Annotated in this window: 18 protein-coding genes and 1 tRNA gene; 7 read left to right on the top strand and 12 right to left on the bottom strand. The window is 69.5% G+C overall.

All coding sequences use genetic code 11. From position 1 onward, the window contains the following. Window positions 1-20 precede the first annotated feature (20 nt). The gene (locus BMZ82_RS21645; RefSeq protein WP_093778223.1) at window positions 21-845 is read right to left on the bottom strand and encodes an ABC transporter ATP-binding protein; all 825 of its coding nucleotides are present in this window, start codon (window positions 843-845) and stop codon (window positions 21-23) included. 470 nt (window positions 846-1,315) lie between these two features. Here BMZ82_RS21645 and BMZ82_RS21635 point away from each other — a divergent pair. The 3 genes from BMZ82_RS21635 (at window position 1,316) to BMZ82_RS21625 (ending at window position 3,899) form a co-directional block, all read left to right on the top strand. After that, a tRNA-Leu gene (locus tag BMZ82_RS21635) sits at window positions 1,316-1,398 on the top strand. A gap of 205 nt (window positions 1,399-1,603) precedes the next feature. Next, entirely contained in the window at window positions 1,604-2,779 is a 1,176-nt protein-coding gene (locus BMZ82_RS21630) for a 4-hydroxybenzoate 3-monooxygenase (RefSeq protein WP_093778219.1), read from the top strand. A 226-nt stretch (window positions 2,780-3,005) separates the two neighbouring features. Then, window positions 3,006-3,899 (top strand): Bax inhibitor-1/YccA family protein, encoded by an 894-nt coding sequence (locus BMZ82_RS21625; protein ID WP_093778217.1) that lies wholly within the window; start codon window positions 3,006-3,008, stop codon window positions 3,897-3,899. A 96-nt stretch (window positions 3,900-3,995) separates the two neighbouring features. On the opposite strand, the gene BMZ82_RS21620 is transcribed toward BMZ82_RS21625, so the two are convergent. Beyond that, window positions 3,996-4,223 (bottom strand): DUF4287 domain-containing protein, encoded by a 228-nt coding sequence (locus BMZ82_RS21620; protein WP_020128488.1) that lies wholly within the window; start codon window positions 4,221-4,223, stop codon window positions 3,996-3,998. 104 nt (window positions 4,224-4,327) lie between these two features. Between BMZ82_RS21620 and BMZ82_RS21615 the strand changes: the two genes are divergently transcribed. Next, entirely contained in the window at window positions 4,328-4,639 is a 312-nt protein-coding gene (locus tag BMZ82_RS21615; RefSeq protein WP_177244593.1) for a hypothetical protein, read from the top strand. Window positions 4,640-4,696: 57 nt separating this feature from the next. Here the strand turns inward: BMZ82_RS21615 and BMZ82_RS21610 are convergent, their stop codons facing one another. The 3 genes from BMZ82_RS21610 to BMZ82_RS21600 all read right to left on the bottom strand — a co-directional run bounded on the left by BMZ82_RS21610 (window position 4,697) and on the right by BMZ82_RS21600 (window position 8,330). Continuing rightward, a complete protein-coding gene (locus BMZ82_RS21610) occupies window positions 4,697-5,488 on the bottom strand; it encodes a hypothetical protein (protein WP_093778215.1) in 792 nt (263 codons plus the stop codon). Window positions 5,489-5,801: 313 nt separating this feature from the next. Then, a complete protein-coding gene (locus BMZ82_RS21605) occupies window positions 5,802-7,022 on the bottom strand; it encodes an acetyl-CoA C-acetyltransferase (RefSeq protein WP_093778213.1) in 1,221 nt (406 codons plus the stop codon). Window positions 7,023-7,307: 285 nt separating this feature from the next. After that, window positions 7,308-8,330, bottom strand: coding sequence for an SGNH/GDSL hydrolase family protein (locus BMZ82_RS21600; RefSeq protein WP_093778211.1), 1,023 nt, complete (start codon window positions 8,328-8,330; stop codon window positions 7,308-7,310). Window positions 8,331-8,497: 167 nt separating this feature from the next. Between BMZ82_RS21600 and BMZ82_RS21595 the strand changes: the two genes are divergently transcribed. Continuing rightward, window positions 8,498-9,886 (top strand): cystathionine beta-synthase, encoded by a 1,389-nt coding sequence (locus BMZ82_RS21595; RefSeq protein WP_093778209.1) that lies wholly within the window; start codon window positions 8,498-8,500, stop codon window positions 9,884-9,886. 403 nt (window positions 9,887-10,289) lie between these two features. After that, window positions 10,290-10,718, top strand: a complete 429-nt coding sequence (locus tag BMZ82_RS21590) for a DUF6924 domain-containing protein (protein WP_093778207.1) — start codon at window positions 10,290-10,292, stop codon at window positions 10,716-10,718. On the opposite strand, the gene BMZ82_RS21585 is transcribed toward BMZ82_RS21590, so the two are convergent. After that, the gene (locus tag BMZ82_RS21585) at window positions 10,680-11,528 is read right to left on the bottom strand and encodes a helix-turn-helix transcriptional regulator (protein WP_093778205.1); all 849 of its coding nucleotides are present in this window, start codon (window positions 11,526-11,528) and stop codon (window positions 10,680-10,682) included. The genes BMZ82_RS21590 and BMZ82_RS21585 overlap by 39 nt on opposite strands. A gap of 150 nt (window positions 11,529-11,678) precedes the next feature. On the opposite strand from BMZ82_RS21585, the gene BMZ82_RS21580 reads away from it, so the two are divergent. After that, window positions 11,679-12,473, top strand: coding sequence for an SDR family oxidoreductase (locus BMZ82_RS21580; protein ID WP_093778203.1), 795 nt, complete (start codon window positions 11,679-11,681; stop codon window positions 12,471-12,473). 44 nt (window positions 12,474-12,517) lie between these two features. On the opposite strand, the gene BMZ82_RS21575 is transcribed toward BMZ82_RS21580, so the two are convergent. The 6 genes from BMZ82_RS21575 to BMZ82_RS21550 are packed head-to-tail and all read right to left on the bottom strand — an operon-like array spanning window position 12,518 to window position 18,545. Further along, window positions 12,518-13,693: a hypothetical protein gene (locus BMZ82_RS21575; RefSeq protein WP_143098887.1), complete on the bottom strand. Its 1,176-nt coding sequence runs from the start codon at window positions 13,691-13,693 to the stop codon at window positions 12,518-12,520. Window positions 13,694-13,746: 53 nt separating this feature from the next. Continuing rightward, window positions 13,747-14,961 (bottom strand): class I SAM-dependent methyltransferase, encoded by a 1,215-nt coding sequence (locus tag BMZ82_RS21570; RefSeq protein ID WP_177244592.1) that lies wholly within the window; start codon window positions 14,959-14,961, stop codon window positions 13,747-13,749. Further along, the gene (locus BMZ82_RS21565) at window positions 14,958-15,779 is read right to left on the bottom strand and encodes a class I SAM-dependent methyltransferase (RefSeq protein ID WP_177244591.1); all 822 of its coding nucleotides are present in this window, start codon (window positions 15,777-15,779) and stop codon (window positions 14,958-14,960) included. Before BMZ82_RS21565 ends, BMZ82_RS21570 begins: the two co-directional genes overlap by 4 nt. Beyond that, window positions 15,776-16,861, bottom strand: a complete 1,086-nt coding sequence (locus tag BMZ82_RS21560; RefSeq protein WP_177244590.1) for an acyl-CoA dehydrogenase family protein — start codon at window positions 16,859-16,861, stop codon at window positions 15,776-15,778. The genes BMZ82_RS21565 and BMZ82_RS21560 overlap by 4 nt, the downstream gene beginning before the upstream one ends. Continuing rightward, on the bottom strand, window positions 16,861-17,664 hold the full coding sequence (locus BMZ82_RS21555) for an aspartate/glutamate racemase family protein (RefSeq protein ID WP_093778195.1): 804 nt from the start codon (window positions 17,662-17,664) through the stop codon (window positions 16,861-16,863). The genes BMZ82_RS21560 and BMZ82_RS21555 overlap by 1 nt, the downstream gene beginning before the upstream one ends. Next, window positions 17,661-18,545, bottom strand: coding sequence for a phytanoyl-CoA dioxygenase family protein (locus BMZ82_RS21550; RefSeq protein WP_143098885.1), 885 nt, complete (start codon window positions 18,543-18,545; stop codon window positions 17,661-17,663). The genes BMZ82_RS21555 and BMZ82_RS21550 overlap by 4 nt, the downstream gene beginning before the upstream one ends. Window positions 18,546-18,605 lie beyond the last annotated feature (60 nt).

Genomic DNA, 18,605 nt, shown 5'->3' with positions numbered 1-18,605 from the left:
CCTGTTGCTCCTGCGGGGGATCAGCTCGTGCGGCCCTTGGCGTCGAACTCGGGGGTCTGGGGCCGCGCGGCGGAGCCGCTGGTGTCACCGCCCCCAGGAAGGCGCCGCATCCGGTCGAGGACCGACTCCGCCGTCGGCCCGTAGACCTCGTCGACGATGCGTCCGTCCGCGAGGAAGACCACCCGGTCCGCGTACGCAGCCGCCACCGGGTCGTGGGTCACCATCACCACCGTCTGCCCCAACTCCCGTACGGAGTTGCGCAGGAAGCCCAGCACCTCTGCGCCGGAGCGCGAGTCGAGGTTTCCGGTCGGCTCGTCGCCGAAGATGATGTCCGGCCGGGAGGCCAGGGCGCGGGCGACGGCGACGCGCTGCTGCTGACCGCCGGAGAGCTGCGAGGGACGGTGCCCGAGCCGGTCGGCGAGCCCCACCATCCGGATGACCTTCTCCAGCCACTCCTTGTCCGGCTTACGGCCCGCGATGTCCATCGGGAGCGTGATGTTCTCGATCGCCGTCAGCGTCGGCAGCAGGTTGAACGCCTGGAAGATGAACCCGATCTTGTCCCGGCGGAGCTTCGTGAGCTGCTTGTCCTTGAGCGAGCCCAGCTCGGTGTCGCCGATGCGCACGGAGCCGGACGAGAAGGTGTCGAGGCCGGCCACGCAGTGCATCAGCGTGGACTTGCCGGAGCCGGAGGGCCCCATGATCGCGGTGAACTCGGCCTGCCGGAAGTCGACCGAGACCCGGTCCAGGGCGACCACCTGGGTCTCGCCCTGCCCGTAGATCTTCGACAGCTCCGTGGCACGTGCGGCCGCTGCGGTGGTGCGCTCGGCGAGAGGGCTGGTGGTCACGGAAGGGGACTCCTGTCGGGACGACGGCAAGACGCGGACGGTAAGGCTGGTACGGCCGGGACGGCTGGAAGGGCTGGGACGGGTGTCCTGGGGCCATGAACCATCGTCCCGGCCGCCGGGCGTCGTGTAGTCAGCCGCTGTTCCGGTTCCGAGGGCAGCCTCGAGTCGGAGCACGGGCCGCCGTGTCATACCTGGGGATGACTCACACCCCCTACACGCCCTTGGAGCCGTCCCGCCGCTGGACGTTCGTCAAGAACCGGTGGAGCGCCCTCGTTCGGACGGTGAAATTCCGTCATTCTGCGTACGCAAGCGGTTGCCGCGCGCCAGGCTATTGGCAAGTGCGGATGGCCTGTTCCGGGTGCTGATGCTCCCTCAGGTGTCAATAAAATAAGACAACATCGGTCCACCGCACCGCTGTTCGAGGGATGCCTCCCGATAGGCTCGGAACCTCGATGCGGAGCCCATGGCCTGCCCGGATGGTGGAATGCAGACACGGCGAGCTTAAACCTCGCTGCCCCTTGCGGGCGTACCGGTTCAAGTCCGGTTCCGGGCACTTCCGCGTCAGTTTTGATCGCTTCTGATCGGTACTGACGAGTCTTGAGATGTCCGTCGCGCCCATCATGTCCGCCGCGCCCGGCCGAACCGTTGACACCCGAAGAACAGGGGCGCAGACTCGCGTCGGAAGGTAGTGAAGAAAACTTCACTGGGCGAACAAGCCTCCCTCCATCCGATCTGTGAACCCCGAAGGGAAACGACCGATGCGTACGACCGTCGGCATCGTCGGTGCCGGGCCTGCCGGACTGCTTCTTGCCCGTCTGTTGCACAACGCCGGGGTCGACTCCGTCGTGTTGGAGAGTCGGGACCGGGCCTATGTCGAGCAGCGGCAGCGGGCCGGGATTCTGGAGCAGGGCACGGTGGACGTGCTGCGTGCGGCCGGGGTCGGGGAGCGGATGGACCGGGAGGGGCTGCGGCACGACGGGATCGAGCTGCGGTTCGAGAAGAAGCGGCACCGGGTCGACTTTCCCGGGCTTGCCGGTGGGCGGGCCGTGATGGTCTATGCGCAGACCGAGGTGTGCAAGGACCTGATCGCCCGTCAGCTCGCGGACGGCGGCCCGCTGTTGTTCGAGGCGGAGGCGCTGGCCGTGGAGGGGGTGGACGGCGACAGTCCGCGCGTGCGGTTCCGGCATGAGGGGCGCGAGGACGTTCTGGAGTGCGAGTACGTCGTCGGGTGCGACGGGTTCTGGGGGGTGTCGCGGCAGGCGATCCCGGCCGAGTTGGTCCGCGTCTTCGAGCGGACGTACCCCTTCGGCTGGCTCGGTGTCCTCGCCGATGTGCCGCCCTCCCACGACGAGCTGGTCTACGCCCGCCACGACCGCGGCTTCGCCCTGCTGTCCATGCGCTCGCCGGCCGTCTCCCGCCTCTACCTCCAGGTGCCCGCGGGGACCGACGCCGAGAGCTGGGGCGACGAGGCGATCTGGGACGAGCTGGAGCGCCGCTTCGAGACCGACGACGACTGGAAGCTGGAGCGCGGGCCGATCACCCAGAAGTCGGTCACCCCGATGCGTTCCTACGTCCACGAGCCGATGCGGCACGGCCGGCTCTTCCTCGCCGGGGACGCCGCCCACATCGTGCCGCCGACCGGCGCGAAGGGGCTGAACCTCGCCGTCGGGGACGTCGTCACCTTCGCGCGGGCGCTCACCCACCAGAAGGAGACGGGGTCGTCCGAGCTGCTCGACGCCTACTCCGCGACCTGTCTGCGGCGCGTGTGGCAGGCCGAGCGGTTCTCGTACGACATGACGACCCTGCTGCACCCCGACCCCGACGCCACGCCCTTCGAGGACCGTCTCCAGCTCGCCCGGCTGGAGCGGATCGCCTCCTCCCGCGCCGCCGAGACCGATCTCGCCGAGGGGTACACCGGGTTTCCGTTCGGGTGATCGAACGGTCGGTGAGCGAACCGTCCGCCTCGTCCGGTCTCCGGCCGGTTCCGGCCTCGTACCGGGTTGGTCATGATTGGAAACCTCCTGTACCGGGAATCGCTACGCCGCGTAGCGTGTTGGCCAGCAGCATGAGGGAAAGATCCTCCCCAGGCACTAGGGTCAATCCTTTGCTTACCTATTACCCTTGAGCCAAGGCCGCGCAGTGTGGCCATGGAGGAGTGCAATGAGGAGCAGAAACCCGGTCTTCTCGCGACGGGGGTTCAGCCGCGACAACGGCTACGCGGGCTTCAACGCCGCGCCGCAGGCCGGGGGCCCCGCAGTCGGCACGCAGCCGGGCAACCCCTACGCCCAGCAGGCCGGCAACCCGTACGCGCAGAACCCCTACGCCCAGCAGGACCTGCAGTACGGCGCCCCGCCGCAGGCCCCGGCCACCACCGGCCGGATGACCATGGACGACGTCGTCGCGCGCACCGCGACCACGCTCGGCACCGTGGTCGTCACCGCGGTGCTGGCCTGGCTGCTGCTGCCCGTCGACGAGGCGAACCTCGGCAAGTCGTACGGCATCGCCATCGTCGCCGGTCTGGTCGCGATGGTGCTGGCCTTCGCCCAGTCGTTCAAGCGTCGCCCGGCCCCCGCGCTGATCCTGTCGTACGCCGCCTTCGAGGGCGTGTTCCTCGGCGTGATCTCGTCCGCGGTGTCCACGTACATCGCGGACGGCGTGGTCGCCCAGGCCGTGATGGGCACGATGGCGGTCTTCGCCGGTGTGCTCGTCGCGTACAAGGCGGGCTGGATCCGCGTCAACCGCCGCTTCTACGGCTTCGTGATGGCCGCCGCGCTCGGCTTCGTCCTGCTGATGGTCGTGAACCTGCTGTTCACGGTCTTCGGCGGCGGTGACGGCCTCGGCTTCCGCAGCGGCCCGCTCGGCGTCGTGTTCGGCGTCATCGGCATCCTGCTCGGCGCCTGCTTCCTCGCCCTGGACTTCAAGCAGGTCGAGGACGGCGTCGCGTACGGCGCGCCGCGCGAGGAGGCCTGGCTCGCCGCCTTCGGTCTCACGATGACGCTGGTCTGGATCTACATGGAGTTCCTGCGACTCCTCTCGATCCTCAACAGCGACTGATCGACCCGCACAGCGACCGACGCCGGCCGGTCTCGCGCCGGACGTGCACGGAAGGGCCCCGGGATCACATCCCGGGGCCCTTCGCCGTGTGGCGCGCTAGAGGAGTTTGCGCGCGGCCCTCCTCAGGTCGTACTCATGGATGATCGCCTTGGCGTGGCCGTACGCGAGGTTGTGCTCGGCGCGCAGCCAGCTCACCTTCTCCTCGAAGCGGAGAGCGGGGCCCTCGTCGACGGTGCGCAGCCAGTCGGCGACCTCACGACCGGTGCAGTGGGGGATGCGGGCCAGTATGTTGCGGTGGGTCTCCTCGGAGAGGACATGGGACATCGGCGCCTCCGGTGGCAAAGGGGATGTAAGCCGGTCCTTCAGGTCACCGTGCCTGAGTGTTCGCCTGTTGGCAACAGTCCCGGTCCGGCGCGTAGTCTCGCGGCGTGGTGGATACGACGTCTCTGACCCGTGCGGTGGATCACTTCGCCGATCGTCTGCGTGCCGCTCCGCAGAGCCGGCTCCAGCGGGGCGCCGCCGCGGAAGCGCTGGCGCTGGCCAGGCAGTTGGTCCGGTGGGCGCAGGCGATCGAGGAGCCCGGGGCCGAGCCCAGGGAGATGCCCGACGCCGGGATGTTCGCCGCCGCCGACCAAATCACCGTCGCCGTGCACGACTTGGCCCTCGTCCTCACGGACGAGGGCCAGGTGGCGGAAGCGGTGGAGCTGGTGGTCCAGGCGCAGAAGCGGGCGGCGGTCTGAGCCTCGGGGCGGGGCTCGGGGTGGTGCGTCTCGGGGTGCGTCTCGGGCGGGTGGGCCTCAGAGGCTTGCTATGACCCTGTCCGCCAGGATGTAGACGTTCTCCGGGCCGCACTGGAACGTCAGGGTGTACGCGCCCGAGATGCCCGAGCCGCCCAGCAGGAACGGGGTTTCGCCGGCCGTGAGGGCCGTCGCGAGGCGTTCCGCGGTCTCGCGGTGGCCCGGGGTCATGCACAGGGTGGTGCCGTCGGCGAAGACGTAGACGTCGAGGGTGCCGAGCGGGCCCGGGCGGACGTCGGTCAGCTCGATGCGGGACTCGGCCAGCTCCTCGAGGGTGGCGACCGTGCGTTCGTGGTCGTTGACCATCGGTGACTGTACGGGTACGAAGTCCGGGTGGGACGGGTGGCGGCGGCGGGCCGCGGCCAGTTCGGCGGAGTCGCCGGCGAACTCGGCGTCGTCCGTGGTCGGCTCGGTCACCGACTCCAGGGGCTCCAGGCCCACGAAGTCCGCCTGACGGGGCAGGAACAGCTCGCTGTCCGGCAGACCCAGCAGGGAGGGCGCGTCAGAGGCGTCACGGGCCTCCTGGGCGGCCCAGAACGCGCGCGCCTCGGCCAGCTCCCGCTCCCGCTCCTCGGCGAGCGCCTCGGCCACCGCGGCGCGTATCTCAGCCGCGTCGGCGGTCGTGCGCGCCGCCGGCACCAGGCCGCGCAGTTGCGAGGCGTGGTTCTCGGCGAGCTGGGTGTGCAGGGCGGCGACCTGCCGGCGCAACTGAAAGAGGGTGCGCAGGACGGCGACGCCCACGGCGCCGGTGGCGGCCGTGGTGACCAACAAGGCGATCGGCATGGCGCTCACTGACGTACTCCCGGTTCAAAGTCGACCCCCGACTTCCTACATCAGCTTGAAGGGTGGACTATCCACCTGTCAGTGCGTAACGTCACGAAACGGACAGGACTTTGGGCCTGTGGCGGCTGGTGAAACGCGCTGAGCTGCGTAAATCCCTCCCGGAGGGAGATAGGTCACATCCTGGGGGAGATTGGATCACAGAACGGCCCGGAGTCCAGGTGCTTTCCGGACTCCGGGCCGTTCGCTCACGGCGGGTGCCCCGACGGTCACCCAGAGGTCTGCCGAAGGGGCTTCGCGTGGCCTCGCGTGGCCTCGCGGAGGGTCAGCTCAGGCGCTCGACGACCATGGCCATGCCCTGGCCGCCGCCGACGCACATCGTCTCCAGGCCGAACTGCTTGTCGTGGAACTGGAGGGAATTGACGAGCGTGCCGGTGATGCGGGCGCCCGTCATGCCGAAGGGGTGGCCGACGGCGATGGCGCCGCCGTTGACGTTCAGCTTCTCCAGCGGGATGTTCAGGTCGCGGTAGGAGGGGATCACCTGCGCGGCGAACGCCTCGTTGATCTCCACCAGGTCGATGTCGTCGATGGTGAGGCCGGCGCGGCGCAGCGCCTGGTTGGTCGCGTCGACCGGGCCGAGGCCCATGATCTCGGGGGACAGGCCCGAGACGCCGGTGGACACGATGCGGGCGAGCGAAGTGAGGCCGAGCTCGCGGGCCTTGGTGTCGCTCATGATGACGACCGCGGCCGCGCCGTCGTTCAGCGGGCAGCAGTTGCCGGCGGTGACGAGCCCGTCCGGGCGGAAGACCGGCTTCAGGCCCTGGACGCCCTCCAGGGTGACGCCGGCGCGCGGGCCGTCGTCCTTGCTGACGACCGTGCCGTCGGGGAGCGTCACCGGGGTGATCTCGCGCTCCCAGAAGCCGTTCTTGATGGCTTCCTCGGCGAGGTTCTGGGAACGGACGCCGAACTCGTCCATGTCCTGGCGGGTGACGCCCTTGATGCGGGCGAGGTTCTCGGCGGTCTGGCCCATCGAGATGTACGGGTCGGGGATCAGGCCGTCCTCGCGCGGGTCGTGCCAGCTCGCGCCCTCCGACGCGGCCACGGCGGCGGTACGGGCCTCCGCGTCGGCGAAGAGGGGGTTGTGGGTGCCGGGGATCTCGTCCGAACTGCCCTTGGCGTACCGGGAGACCATCTCGACGCCCGCCGAGATGAAGACGTCGCCCTCGCCCGCCTTGATGGCGTGCAGCGCCATGCGGCTGGTCTGGAGCGACGAGGAGCAGTAGCGGGTGACCGTGCAGCCGGGCAGGTGGTCCATGCCCATCTGTACGGCGACGATCCGGCCCAGGTTGTAGCCCTGCTCGCCGCCGGGGAGGCCGCAGCCGAGCATCAGGTCGTCGATGTCCCTCGGGTCCAGCTCGGGGATCTTCGCCAGGGCTGCCTGGATGATCGTGGCGGTGAGGTCGTCCGGGCGCAGGTCCTTCAGGGAGCCCTTGACGGCGCGGCCGATCGGGGAGCGGGCGGTCGAGACGATCACGGCTTCGGGCATCACGGCTCCAGTGGCGGGATGGGGGTTCTTACGGGCACGGCTGCTTCGGAAGTTACCCGTACGTATGGTCTGGGTCACGGGGGTGGGGGTGTGACCCTTGCCGCAGTTTTCTAAGCGCTTGCTTGGGCCTCCGGCGGTGGGGCCGGAAACGGGCGGGTGGGACAGCGCGCCGATCCTGGGGGCTCTGCCCCCAGACCCCCGTATCGGCCCTGAAGGGGCCTCGTCCTCAAACTCCCCCAGAGGGGGGACCCCCAACGGGCTGAATTGCCGGGCCTCTCGTCCTTCTCAGACGCCCGATGGGCTGATTGCCTCCGGTACGTGGCGTCGGCGCCTGCGCTTCAGCAGGGCCCAGGGGCCCCGGGGGCCCGTCGGCATCGCCGCTGTTACCTCTGTGCCGGGTTCCGAGGCTGCTTCTGCTGCTGCTCGGGCCACTGGGAGGAAGCCTTCGTGGCGGGTGACGTCGGGGCGTTCCTCTTCGGCCGGCCAGAGGCCCAGGGCGGCGCAGACGGTGGGGAGGACGGCCATCGCGGCTGTCGCGTAACCCTCGGCGGAGGGGTGGTAGTGGTCGGGGCCGAACATCGCGCGGGGGTTCGCCTCGAACTCGGGGCCCAGCAGGTCGCCGAGGGACACCGTGCGGCCGCCCTGTTCGACCGTGCCGATCGTCTGGGCCGCCGCCAGTTGGCGTGACGCCCGCCGGGCCAGCCACCGCAGCGGCTGCTGGACCGGCTCGATCGTGCCCAGGTCGGGGCAGGTGCCGACGACGACCTCCGCGCCGGCCGTGCGCAGCCGCCGTACCGCCGAGGACAGGTGGCGGACCGCGCGGGTGGCCGGCATGCGGTGGGTCACGTCGTTCGCGCCGATCATGATCACGCAGATGTCGGGCACCCGGTCGACGCCCCCGACGACCAGCGCGACCTGCCGGTCGAGGTCGTCGGACTGGGCGCCGGGCTGCGCCACGTTGCGCAGTTGCACGGGGCGTTCCGCGACCGCCGCGAGGCCGGAGGCCAGCAAGGCGCCCGGGGTCTGCCCGGAGCGCTGCACGCCCTGGCCGGCCGCAGTGGAGTCGCCCAGCATCGCCAGGTGCAGGGGTTCCCGGCCGGGGCCGGGGGCGTCGTAGGCGAGGCCGTAGCGGCCGTCCGCCTGCGGGACGTGCGGATGCGCCCCGTTGTTGACCTGGCGGCGCGCCAGATGCACCTCCGCCACCACCAGCCCGACCGCCGCCGCCCCGGCCAGCCCGATGCCGCCGCCGCCATAGGCCGCGCCGGCCGCGATGCGCCGGGCCACTCTCGCCCTCGACATGCTCGTCATGCCTCGACGCCACCTCCCTCGTGCCCTCGTCGCCCTCGTGTCCGTACACCCACTCCTTGCCCCGTACGGACCGTCGTCCAATCTCCACCAGGAGTGAACCTCACGACCGACCCGTAGGCTGGTTCGACCACTACGACCACTGTTTTTGAAAGCAACCGGAGACAACGGTGCAATTCCACGACTCGATGATCAGCCTCGTCGGCAACACCCCGCTGCTGAGGCTCAACAGCGTGACCGAGGGCATCCAGGCGACCGTCCTGGCAAAGGTCGAGTACTTCAACCCGGGCGGCTCCGTGAAGGACCGCATCGCGCTGCGCATGATCGAGGCGGCCGAGGAGAGCGGGGCGCTCAAGCCGGGCGGCACGATCGTCGAGCCGACCAGCGGGAACACCGGCGTCGGGCTGGCCATCGTGGCGCAGCAGAAGGGGTACAAGTGCATCTTCGTGTGCCCCGACAAGGTGTCCACCGACAAGATCAACGTGCTGCGGGCGTACGGCGCTGAGGTCGTCGTCTGCCCGACCGCCGTGGACCCCGAGCACCCGGACTCGTACTACAACGTCTCCGACCGGCTGGTGCGTGAGACGCCGGGCGCGTGGAAGCCCGACCAGTACTCCAACCCGCACAACCCGCTCTCCCACTACCACTCCACCGGCCCCGAGCTGTGGGAGCAGACCGAGGGGAAGATCACCCACTTCGTGGCGGGCGTCGGCACCGGCGGCACGATCTCCGGCACCGGGCGCTATCTGAAGGACGCCAGCGAGGGCCGGGTGCAGGTCGTGGGCGCCGACCCCGAGGGGTCCGTGTACTCGGGCGGGTCCGGGCGGCCTTACCTCGTCGAGGGCGTCGGTGAGGACTTCTGGCCGACCGCCTACGACCGTACGGTCGCGGACGAGATCGTCGCCGTGTCCGACAAGGACTCCTTCCAGATGACGCGGCGGCTCGCCAAGGAGGAGGGGCTGCTCGTCGGCGGCTCGTGCGGCATGGCCGTCGTGGCGGCGCTGCGGGTCGCGGAGCGGCTCGGCCCGGACGACGTGGTGGTCGTCCTGCTGCCCGACAGCGGGCGCGGGTACCTGAGCAAGATCTTCAACGACGAGTGGATGGCGGACTACGGCTTCCTGGAGGACGAGGGGCCCAGCGCCCGCGTCGCCGACGTCCTCAAGGACAAGGTGCACGGCGCGATCCCGTCCCTCGTGCACATGCACCCGGACGAGACCGTCGGCGAGGCCATCGAGGTGCTGCGCGAGTACGGCGTCTCGCAGATGCCGATCGTGAAGCCGGGCGCGGGTCACCCCGACGTGATGGCGGCGGAGGTCGTCGGCTCGGTCGTCGAACGCGAGCTGCTCGACGCGCTGTTCAACCAGCGCGCCGCCCTCTCCGACCCCCTGGAGAAGCACATGTCCGCGCCGCTGCCGCAGGTCGGCTCCGGTGAGCCGGTCGGCGACCTGATGTCGGTGCTCGGCACCGCCGACGCGGCGATCGTCCTCGTCGAGGGCAAGCCCACCGGCGTCGTCAGCCGCCAGGACCTGCTGGCGTTCCTGGCCAAGGGCGGGAAGTAACTTCCGGCGGTCGAGGGCCGTAACCCCGGGGAAACCTGCGGTGAACGGCCCGTCCGGGCGGTGAAATTCCGTTTGCCCACCGAAGTGGTGGACTTCGTGGAAGTGGTACGAGCACGTCACGTGCGCGCAGCACACGCTTAACACGCGTCCGGCATATTTGTGGATGTCGGCAGGGCGGGAGCGGCTCCCCGCCCCACCGACACCCAAACGGCGTCACGGACCTCCGGAGCGGCTCCCGGACCTCCACCGACGCCATGGACGCGCAAGCCCGGCCTGACCCGGCACGCGTCCCACGCGGGGACCGCCGTCGTCCCGCCCCCCGGTAACGGGGGTGCGGCGGTCCCCGCGCAAAATCTTTCTCCCGGCGCCGGGCGCCGCTCTCGCGGATGAGAAGATCCGCCGCATGCCGCTGCCTCGGCCCGACGATCTGACCTCCCTCGTCCTGCGCGTCGACTTCGACGACGACACCGCCTGGCATGCCCTGCGCACCGCGCTCGACGCGCTCGATGGCGGCCCCCACGCCACCTGGGTCAGCGATCCCCGCTATGAGGGGGTGGGCATCCCGGAGCTGATGCGCGAGGACAACGCGGCCGACGAGCACGAACAGCTCACCCACCTGTTCCTCGCCGACGCCCACGCGATGGCGGGCGCGGAGCACTCGCTGCTGGCCCTCGACCTCTACGACGAGCCGGGCCGCACCTTCCGGGTGCCGGCCCGCTGGTTCGCGGAGATCTCCGCCGACCTGTCCATCGCCAACCTGGACTTCGAGGACTACGCCGACAGCGCCGATGCCTCAGGCGTGTTCCGTGGGTTCGGGGACGGTTGCGGGTGACGTCCAACTGGCCAGCAGGGCCAGGCGTTCCGCTGTCTCCGAACCCGGTTGCGGGGTGTAGACGAGGAGGGTCAGGGGAGTGTTCGACTGGATGGTCAGGGTTTCGTAGGGGAACGTCAGCAGGCCTGCCACCGGGTGGTTGATGCGTTTCGTGCCGTACGTGCACTCGCGGACCGGGTGGTCCGCCCACAGGCGGCGGAAGTGGTCGCTCTTCAGGGCGAGTTCGCCCACCAGCGAGGTCAGGGCGCGGTCGCTCTGGTGGTGGCCCGCCATCATGCGCAGGTGCGCGACGCACTGGACGGCCACCGCCGGCCAGTCCGGGTAGAGGTCGCGGGCGGCGGGGTCGAGGAAGATGTGCCGCGGGATGCTGCGGGCGTCCGCCGGCATGCTGCCGTAGGCGAAGACCGCGTCGGCCGCCGCGTTCCACGCCAGGACGTCCATCCGGGCGTCCAGGACGAACGCCGGGGCGCGCTCCATGCTGTCGAGCAGCACCTGCACGCCCGGGCGTACGCGGGGCGCGGCGGAGCGCGCGGACGGCTTGCGGGGGCGGGCGACGGCGTGCAGGTAGGCGTGTTCCGTCTCGTCCAGCCGCAGGACGCGCGCTACGGCGTCCAGGACCGTGTCGCTCACACTCGGGCCCCTGCCCTGTTCCAGCCGGATGTAGTAGTCGACGCTCACACCGGCGAGCTGCGCCACCTCCTCGCGCCGCAGCCCCGGGACGCGCCGCCGCCCGTACGACGGCAGCCCGACCTCCTCGGGTCGGATGCGGGCACGGCGCGAGCGCAGGAAGTCTCCGAGATCCCCGTCCATGCAACCGATCGTAGGGGAGCGCGGCGCTCGCAACCTGGTACTGGCAGACCCAGGAAAAGCGCATCCCTGGGTAGCGGGGGCGAGCGCGGTGAGAGTGGTGCGGGTCACCGGCCGGGGAGCCGCCCCGGCGCACACCTTCAGGAGTGGTCCATGCCGCAGAATCAGCACGAGAGCCAGTACGGGAACCAGTACGCGAGCCTTGGCGGGCGGACCGCCGTCGTCACCGGGGCCGCCAGTGGGATCGGGGAGGCCGCGGCCGTGCTGCTCGCCGCCTCGGGGGCCCGGGTCGCGCTGCTGGCCCGGCGCGAGGACCGGCTGGAGGCGGTCGCCGAGAAGATCCGCGCCGACGGCGGCGAGGCCCTCGTGGTCGTCGCCGACGTGACCGACGGCGCGTCCGTGGACGCGGCGGCCGACCGGATCCACGCCGCCTACGGCCGCGTCGACCTCGTCGTCAACAACGCGGGCGTGATGCTCGCGAACGCCGTCGACGACGGCCGGATCGACGAGTGGCAGCAGATGATCGACACCAATGTCACCGGAGCGCTGCGGGTGATCCGCGCCTTCACCGCCGACCTGGTGGCCGCCGCCGCCGAGGGGCGCGCCGCCGATTTGGTCGACGTCTCGTCCATCGCCGCGCACCTCACGTTCCCGCACTTCGCCGTGTACAGCGCGACCAAGGCGGCCGTCACCCACCTCTCCACGTCCCTGCGCACCGAGTTCGGGCCCCGCGACGTCCGGGTCACCAACATCGAGCCCGGGCTGACGAGGACCGAGCTGGCGATGTACCTCGACAACGCCGAGGTGACCGGGCAACTGGACGGCCTGTTCGCCGAGTTCGGCGGGCTGTCCGCGGCCGAGATCGCCGACGTCGTCGCCTACGTCACCAGCCGGCCCCGGCATGTCAACCTGCGGCAGATCATGGTGCTGCCGACCCGGCAGGCGTGACGCCGAGGCCTCTCACCGGGTCCTTTCACCTGGTCCTATCCGGGTCAGTTCTGTGGGGCGGCCACCCGTGAGAGGCGGTTGAAGGGCTCCGGCTCGATGGAGGTGAACGTGTGCGTGTCGCCGCAGGGCATGGCGTGGCGGCGCAGTTCGTTGCGGAGATCCTCCGACAGCCTGGTCCGTGGTCCGCCCATGCCGCCGTTGTGCACGTCGAAGTAACTGACGTCCAAGTAGCCGGCGTCCACGCGCTGTTGTGTGAAGCCGTCCGGCAGTCCGTCCACGAAGATCAGGGCATGGCGCGAGGTGCCGCTCAGGGGAGGCACGGGCTGGTCCCGGCTCTGGACGGTGACGCTGAGCTGTTCCGGCGACGCGGTGTCCGACTGGTTCAGCCGCGCGGTCCAGACGCCGTCCGAGCTGCGGTGGGAGACGTGATGCCCCTTCCACCGGAGCTCTTCGGCCCACCGGTCCACCACCGCGGTCACGGCCTTCACCGCCTCGTCCGACGCGAGCCGCTGCGCGGTGATGGTCTTCTTCACCTTCGCCGGAACACCCGCGGCCATCACGTTCTCCGGCAGCGAGCGGGCGACGACCGCGCCGGCGGCGACCATCGTGTTCTGCCCCACCGAAACCCCGGGCAGCAGCGTGATCTGGAAGCCGAGCCACACGTTGTCCTCGACGGTCACGGGCGCGTAAGCGGTCTCGAAGCCGTCGAGCGGGCCATGACCGAAGTGATAGCCATGCGTCCAGACGGAGAGATAGGAACCGGTTCCGACGTTGTTCCCGATGGTGATCGGAAGGTTGGCGTTCAGAATCGAGTGCTGCCCGATGGTGACTCGGGAACCGATGGAGACATGGGCGGTGGACGTCATGGTGCCGCCGTACCCGACCACCGCGCCGTCACCGAAGTACAGGAGATTGCCCGCCGTGAACGACCGGCAGGTGATCCGTACGCCTTGGGCCATCCTGGCCGCGGCCCCGACCGAGAATTCCTCGGCCACGAGTACGCGGACACCGTGATCGAACTCGCTCCGGGGGCCGATCCGGATGTGGGACGCCCGCACATCGCAGCCCGCCCCGATGACTGTTCCCCCCGCGATCTCGATCCGGTCGCCGACGAGCACGGTTCCCGGCCCGATGACCACGTCTTCCGCCAGCGTCAGTTCCGCACAGTGGATTCGGACGCTGGGGTCGACTCCCGGCAGGTCCAACGGCCAATTTCTCACGCGGTGCCTCCTGGTATTTCGGCGTTATGCCGTGGTGTCGTCGATTTCGTGTCTCAGTACCAGTCGCCCGGCGGGCGGACCAGGACACCCATGGCCAGACGCTTTCGCAGTTCATCGCTGTTCGCCGTGCCACTGCGAGCCCGGGAGATCTCCCCATCGCTCGGAGAACGAAGATTCTCCAGATAGGGGAAGGGGCGGACGTATTCACTGACGAACTTCTCCGACGGCCAGGCCGGGGGATCGGTGCCGAGCAGCGGATTCGCCATCATCTCACCGAGTCGGGAAAGGGAAGAAGTCGAGTCCGAATTCGGGTCCGGGGTCGGGACCGGGAGGATTCCGATCGGTTCCGCCGGGATTTCACCTGTGACGAAGGCGAAAGCCGCCGGGGGATTTTCCGGTGTGGTCTTGAGCGGTCGAGGTGGTCGTTGTTCCAGCCATGCATAGGTCATCTCGGCGTCGTCGTAGACAGCGCTCGGCTTGAGCAGGTTTTTGTACGCGTCGAGAGTGAGGGGGTTTCCGGCGGAGAAATTCTCGGCTTCCGCGTTGTGCAGATGGCCGATGAGAAGTCGGCCCGACGACGCGACCCGGCGCATTTCCGCGATCGCACCCGGGAGGTCGGACAGGTAATGCAGGCAGTCGTGTCCCAGTACCGCGTCCACCGATCCGGTGGTCAGCGGGAACGGTCCGTTCGCGTCGAAGCACACCGAGGTGCGTCCGGGGCGCAGATAGCGCTGCGACAGCCACAGGTGGGAGAAGACCACGTCGGAGCCGATGGAGTCGCCGCCGCCCATCTGCTCCCAGTGGGCGGTCAGATGCGCCAGACCCGCGCCGATCTCCAGCACACGCTGGTGCCGCGGGATCTGCCAGTGCAGCAGGGAGAGCCCGCTGAGATACGTCGGAATGATCCATCGGTGCTCGAAATACCACCCCAGTCCGCCGTACCCCAGCAGCTCGATGGCCTGGTGGAAGGAGGGCTTGGAACGCCAAAGTTCTTGTACATCGCGCGGGTCGGGTTCGGGTATGTCCGTGTTTCGGCGGTCGCACAGCAGCAGCGTCAGCGCCTGTTCACGGCGGTCTCGCAGGATGAGTGACACGACCTCCTCGACGAGAGCCTCCCGGCCCAGGCGGAGGTAATAGCAGCCGTCGAAATAGGGCCACAGCCGCTCACCGTCGGAGAGTAGATTGTCCCCCGACGGGCGCAGGATTTCACCGTTGGCAGGGCTGATCAGGTTGTACGGCTCGACCGTGGATTTCTTGGCGGTATTCACAGGTGAATCTCCAGGCAGGCCATGTGGTAGGTGAGCCCGGAGGCGTTGCCCAGTCGTTGTCCGTCGGACGTCGGCACGACTCTGCTGGACAGACCGTCGGCCGGGTCTCCGGCGGGATATCCCAGGTCGGCCACGGGTAGATAGTGACAGGCCCAGGATCGGGCCCTTCCCTTCAGGAAGGAGTCATAGGTCTGCTGGGAGATCACATTCCAGCCCGGCAGCCATTCCCCGTCCCCGTTCCCATTCACATTCCCGTTTCCGTCCTCCTGCGCATAGCGCAGTCGGCAGATCAGGTCGACCGGTGACGGGTTGAGGGGGCCGTAGAGGACCGCCGTGCCTCCCGGCGCGAGCAGTCCCAGCAGGTTGGGCAGCCATACGTCCAACGTGTCGAAATGGCTGGGGATCGTCAAAGCCGTCACGACGTCGAACCGCTCCGACGGGAGGGAGCTCGGTGCGCAGATGTCGGCGACGGAGAAATGCGCCCCGGGGACGGCGGCCGAAGCCGCGTCGACGAGTTCGGGCAGTACGTCGATCCCGCTGACGTCCCATCGGGGCTGCTGTTCGAGGACATGGCGGACGAACGCGCCGTTGGCGCAGCCCACGTCCAGCAGCCGCAGCTTCTCGTCGAAGCGCCGGTGACCGGCGGCGAGTCGCAGGACCGGATCGAAGTACGGCCGGTGGGTGGTGCGCGGGTCGCGTTCGAGGTAGCGGAGGTCGATCGACCGGGCTCCCTCGGCGGGACGCCAGGTGCTCTGCCAGACGTGGGGGCGGTCGGACGCCGTACCCGGCACGTCGGTTGTGCTGTCCGGGATTGTCACAGGACGCCGCCTTGTCCGGTCAGGGCCTCGCCGAGTGCCGCGGCACGCCGGGGGCCGACGTTGGCGTGGGAGCTGGCCGCGAGAACGTCCCGCAGTCGGCGTTGGATGGGGACGGAAGTGAAGTTGGCGCGGGAGCCCGACAGGCCGAACAGGCCTTGCGTCACGGATGCCGCCGTCTGGCAGATGGTCCGGGCGAGGCCCGAGATCCCGGTTTCGGTCCAGTCGCCCGCGGCTGTCTCGTCCCACACCTGGGCGCTCGCACGGTCGAGCGCGGCTTCGGCCATCATCAACCGCCCGGAGAGTTCTCCGAGTTCGACCCTGCGGTGGTCCGGCGGGGAACTCCGCAGGATCTCGCTCACGTCCCGCAGGGCGCCGCGGGCCATGCCGGCGCACACGGCGGCCATGTGGAGGGCGAACGTCATCCGGTGCGGGAGCAGGTCGTGGCGGGTCAGCACCGCGGCGTCGTCGTAGGCGTCGAGCGGGTACAGGTGCTCCCGCCGCACGCTGACATCGTCCACGACCCCGGAGTGACTGCCGGTCGCGGCCAGCCCCATGACCTGCCAGGTACGTTCGATCCTGACGGCGTCGGCCGGCAGGACGACGCCCACGGTCCGCCGCGTCGCCTCGTCCTCGCAGTGGACCAGGACCCACTGGGCGTGGCACACCCCGCTGAGGTAGTCCCACCGGCCGCTGACCCGCAGCACGCCGTCCCGTTCGCTCAGGGTGCCCTTGCCGGCCGAGGTCGCGGCGATGAAGGGCACGTCGGGACCGCTGAGGATCCGGGTACGCGCCGCCGAACTCAGCCGGGGGAGGACGAGGTTGCCCTGCGACCAGACCATGACCAGCCAGGCGGTGGAGCCGCTGAGCTCGGCGACGGATCTCAGCGTGCGGGTGAAGTCGGGCAGGGACGCGTCGGCCCCTCCGTATGTCGTGCTCATGACACGACGGGTGAGGCCGCTTCGGCGAAGCGCGGTGACGAGTTCGGCGGGCAGTTCGTCCCCGTCGCTGTCCGCGTGCGCGCGGATCCCGGAGCGCAGCGCGGCCGGCAGGCCCGCCCTCTCGTGATCGGTCTCCATGGTCATCAACACCGGTTCCTCCGTTCCTGGATCTCCTCGCTCGCCTGGATCTCCTGGATCTCCTGGTTTCGGGGCAGGGCGGCGTCGGCGATCGCGTCGATGTGGGACACGGTGGTGTCCAGCCATGGCACGGACGTCGCCTCGACACCGTCGACACCGGCAGCACCGTCGACGCCGCCGATGAGAAGGTTCAGCTCGGTGCACGCGAGGATCACCGCCTCGGCTCCGCGCTCCACCGCGCTCGCTCCGATCTCCCGTAGCCGTAGGGCCGAATCGGGCCGGACGTGTCCGAGGCAGAGTTCCGAGTAGATGATGCGGTCCAGATCGCGCTGCGCCTGCTCGCCCAGGTCGACCACCCCGATACCCGCCCCGGCGAACGCGTCCGCGAAGGCGGGCATGGCGGCGGTGGTGCTCGTGCCCAGCAGGGCGACCTGGGCGCATCCGGCGACGGCGTCGACGGTCGCGTCGATCAGGCTGACGAGGGGAAGCGACGAGTACCGCGCCACCTCGTCCGCCACGGCGTGCATCGTGTTGCACGCGATGGCCAGGAAATCGGCGCCGGCCGCCTCCAGCGCGGCGGCAGCCTCGCCGACCAGGCGGGCCGCTTCCTGCCAGTCGCCGCTGAGCTGGGCCTGCTCCACGAAGTGGTAGTCGGCGGACCACACGATGAGGTGGGCGGAGTGGGATCCGCCCAGTCGCGCGGCCATCCTGCGATTGACCTCGCGGTAGTACGTGATCGTCGAGGGCCAGCTCATCCCGCCGATGAGCCCGACCTTGCGGGTCCGGAGTTGCCCTGGGGAGCGGGTCATCCTTGAGCGGGCCCGTCCATCTCGGTGCGGCGCTGGGCGACCAGCGCCGGCAGGTGATCCTGGTTGTCGAGGATCTGCTGGAGGTGCACCATCCGCTCGGCGTTCGCCGTGGCGAGCATGGCGTCGCCGTAGTAGTTGTCGTTCCAGAAGCGCGCCATGGCGCCGACGTGGTCCCGCAGGGCCGGCAGCAGCTCCTGCGGACAGCGCTCGGTGAAGTTCATGACGAACAGCCGCCTGCCTTCGCCGCCTCCGAACGAGCCGTGCTTGATGCCGTGCGTGAAGACGACCACGTCACCGGGCCGGCTGGGAATCGAGATCGCGGGAAGGTCGGACTGCCCGACTCCCCAGGTCTCCACCGAGGAACTGATGTTGCTGCTGAGCAGCTTGGAATAGCTGTCGTCGAACCGGTGGCTGCCCGGAAACACGCGAAGGCACCCCGAGTCGGCGTCGACGGGGTCGAGGTAGAACGCGACCTTCAGTGCCGAAAGACCCCCGGAGAAGGGGTTCGAGTGGTACGCCGTGTCGCCGGTGTACAGGTTTCCGTCCGACGAGCAGTAGTTGAAGTCGGAGCCCAGCAACTGGCTGGGGATCGTGTTGATGCGCGGGTCGTCGAGGAGCGCGCTCAGGTATGCGTCACGGTCGACGAACGGCACCAGGCAAGCCCGCTCTCCCGGCGTCCGCTGACGGCCCGAATTCTCCCAGACGGATTCGAATGCGGCGGTGATCCGATCGATCTCATCCGCCATCAGACCCGGTAGGTGCAGGAATCCGAAGGTCTCGAAGAATTCGACCTGGGTGGCGTCCAAAGTCATGGCTGTGCCTCTGCCTTCAAGGGGAATATGAGCTGGAAGAGAATGTGAGCTGGCGTTCCAGGATTTCACGGGTTACTTGTGTGCCGGTGGAAATGGGTATGGGTGTGGGCATGGACAAGCGCAGCGCCG

This window comes from Streptomyces sp. yr375 (assembly GCF_900110755.1).
GTDB lineage: Bacteria > Actinomycetota > Actinomycetes > Streptomycetales > Streptomycetaceae > Streptomyces.
The sequence above is the reverse complement of the archived record's forward strand: the minus strand, read 5'-3'. Positions and strand labels throughout refer to the sequence as shown.

Coding starts and splice junctions, on each gene's coding strand:
- BMZ82_RS21630 (WP_093778219.1), top strand. CDS start 1,604: ATGCGTACGACCGTCGGCATCGTCGGTGCCGGGCCTGCCGGACTGCTT.
- BMZ82_RS21625 (WP_093778217.1), top strand. CDS start 3,006: ATGAGGAGCAGAAACCCGGTCTTCTCGCGACGGGGGTTCAGCCGCGAC.
- BMZ82_RS21620 (WP_020128488.1), bottom strand. CDS start 4,223: ATGTCCCATGTCCTCTCCGAGGAGACCCACCGCAACATACTGGCCCGC.
- BMZ82_RS21605 (WP_093778213.1), bottom strand. CDS start 7,022: ATGCCCGAAGCCGTGATCGTCTCGACCGCCCGCTCCCCGATCGGCCGC.
- BMZ82_RS21600 (WP_093778211.1), bottom strand. CDS start 8,330: ATGACGAGCATGTCGAGGGCGAGAGTGGCCCGGCGCATCGCGGCCGGC.
- BMZ82_RS21590 (WP_093778207.1), top strand. CDS start 10,290: ATGCCGCTGCCTCGGCCCGACGATCTGACCTCCCTCGTCCTGCGCGTC.
- BMZ82_RS21585 (WP_093778205.1), bottom strand. CDS start 11,528: ATGGACGGGGATCTCGGAGACTTCCTGCGCTCGCGCCGTGCCCGCATC.
- BMZ82_RS21580 (WP_093778203.1), top strand. CDS start 11,679: ATGCCGCAGAATCAGCACGAGAGCCAGTACGGGAACCAGTACGCGAGC.
- BMZ82_RS21560 (WP_177244590.1), bottom strand. CDS start 16,861: ATGACCATGGAGACCGATCACGAGAGGGCGGGCCTGCCGGCCGCGCTG.
- BMZ82_RS21555 (WP_093778195.1), bottom strand. CDS start 17,664: ATGACCCGCTCCCCAGGGCAACTCCGGACCCGCAAGGTCGGGCTCATC.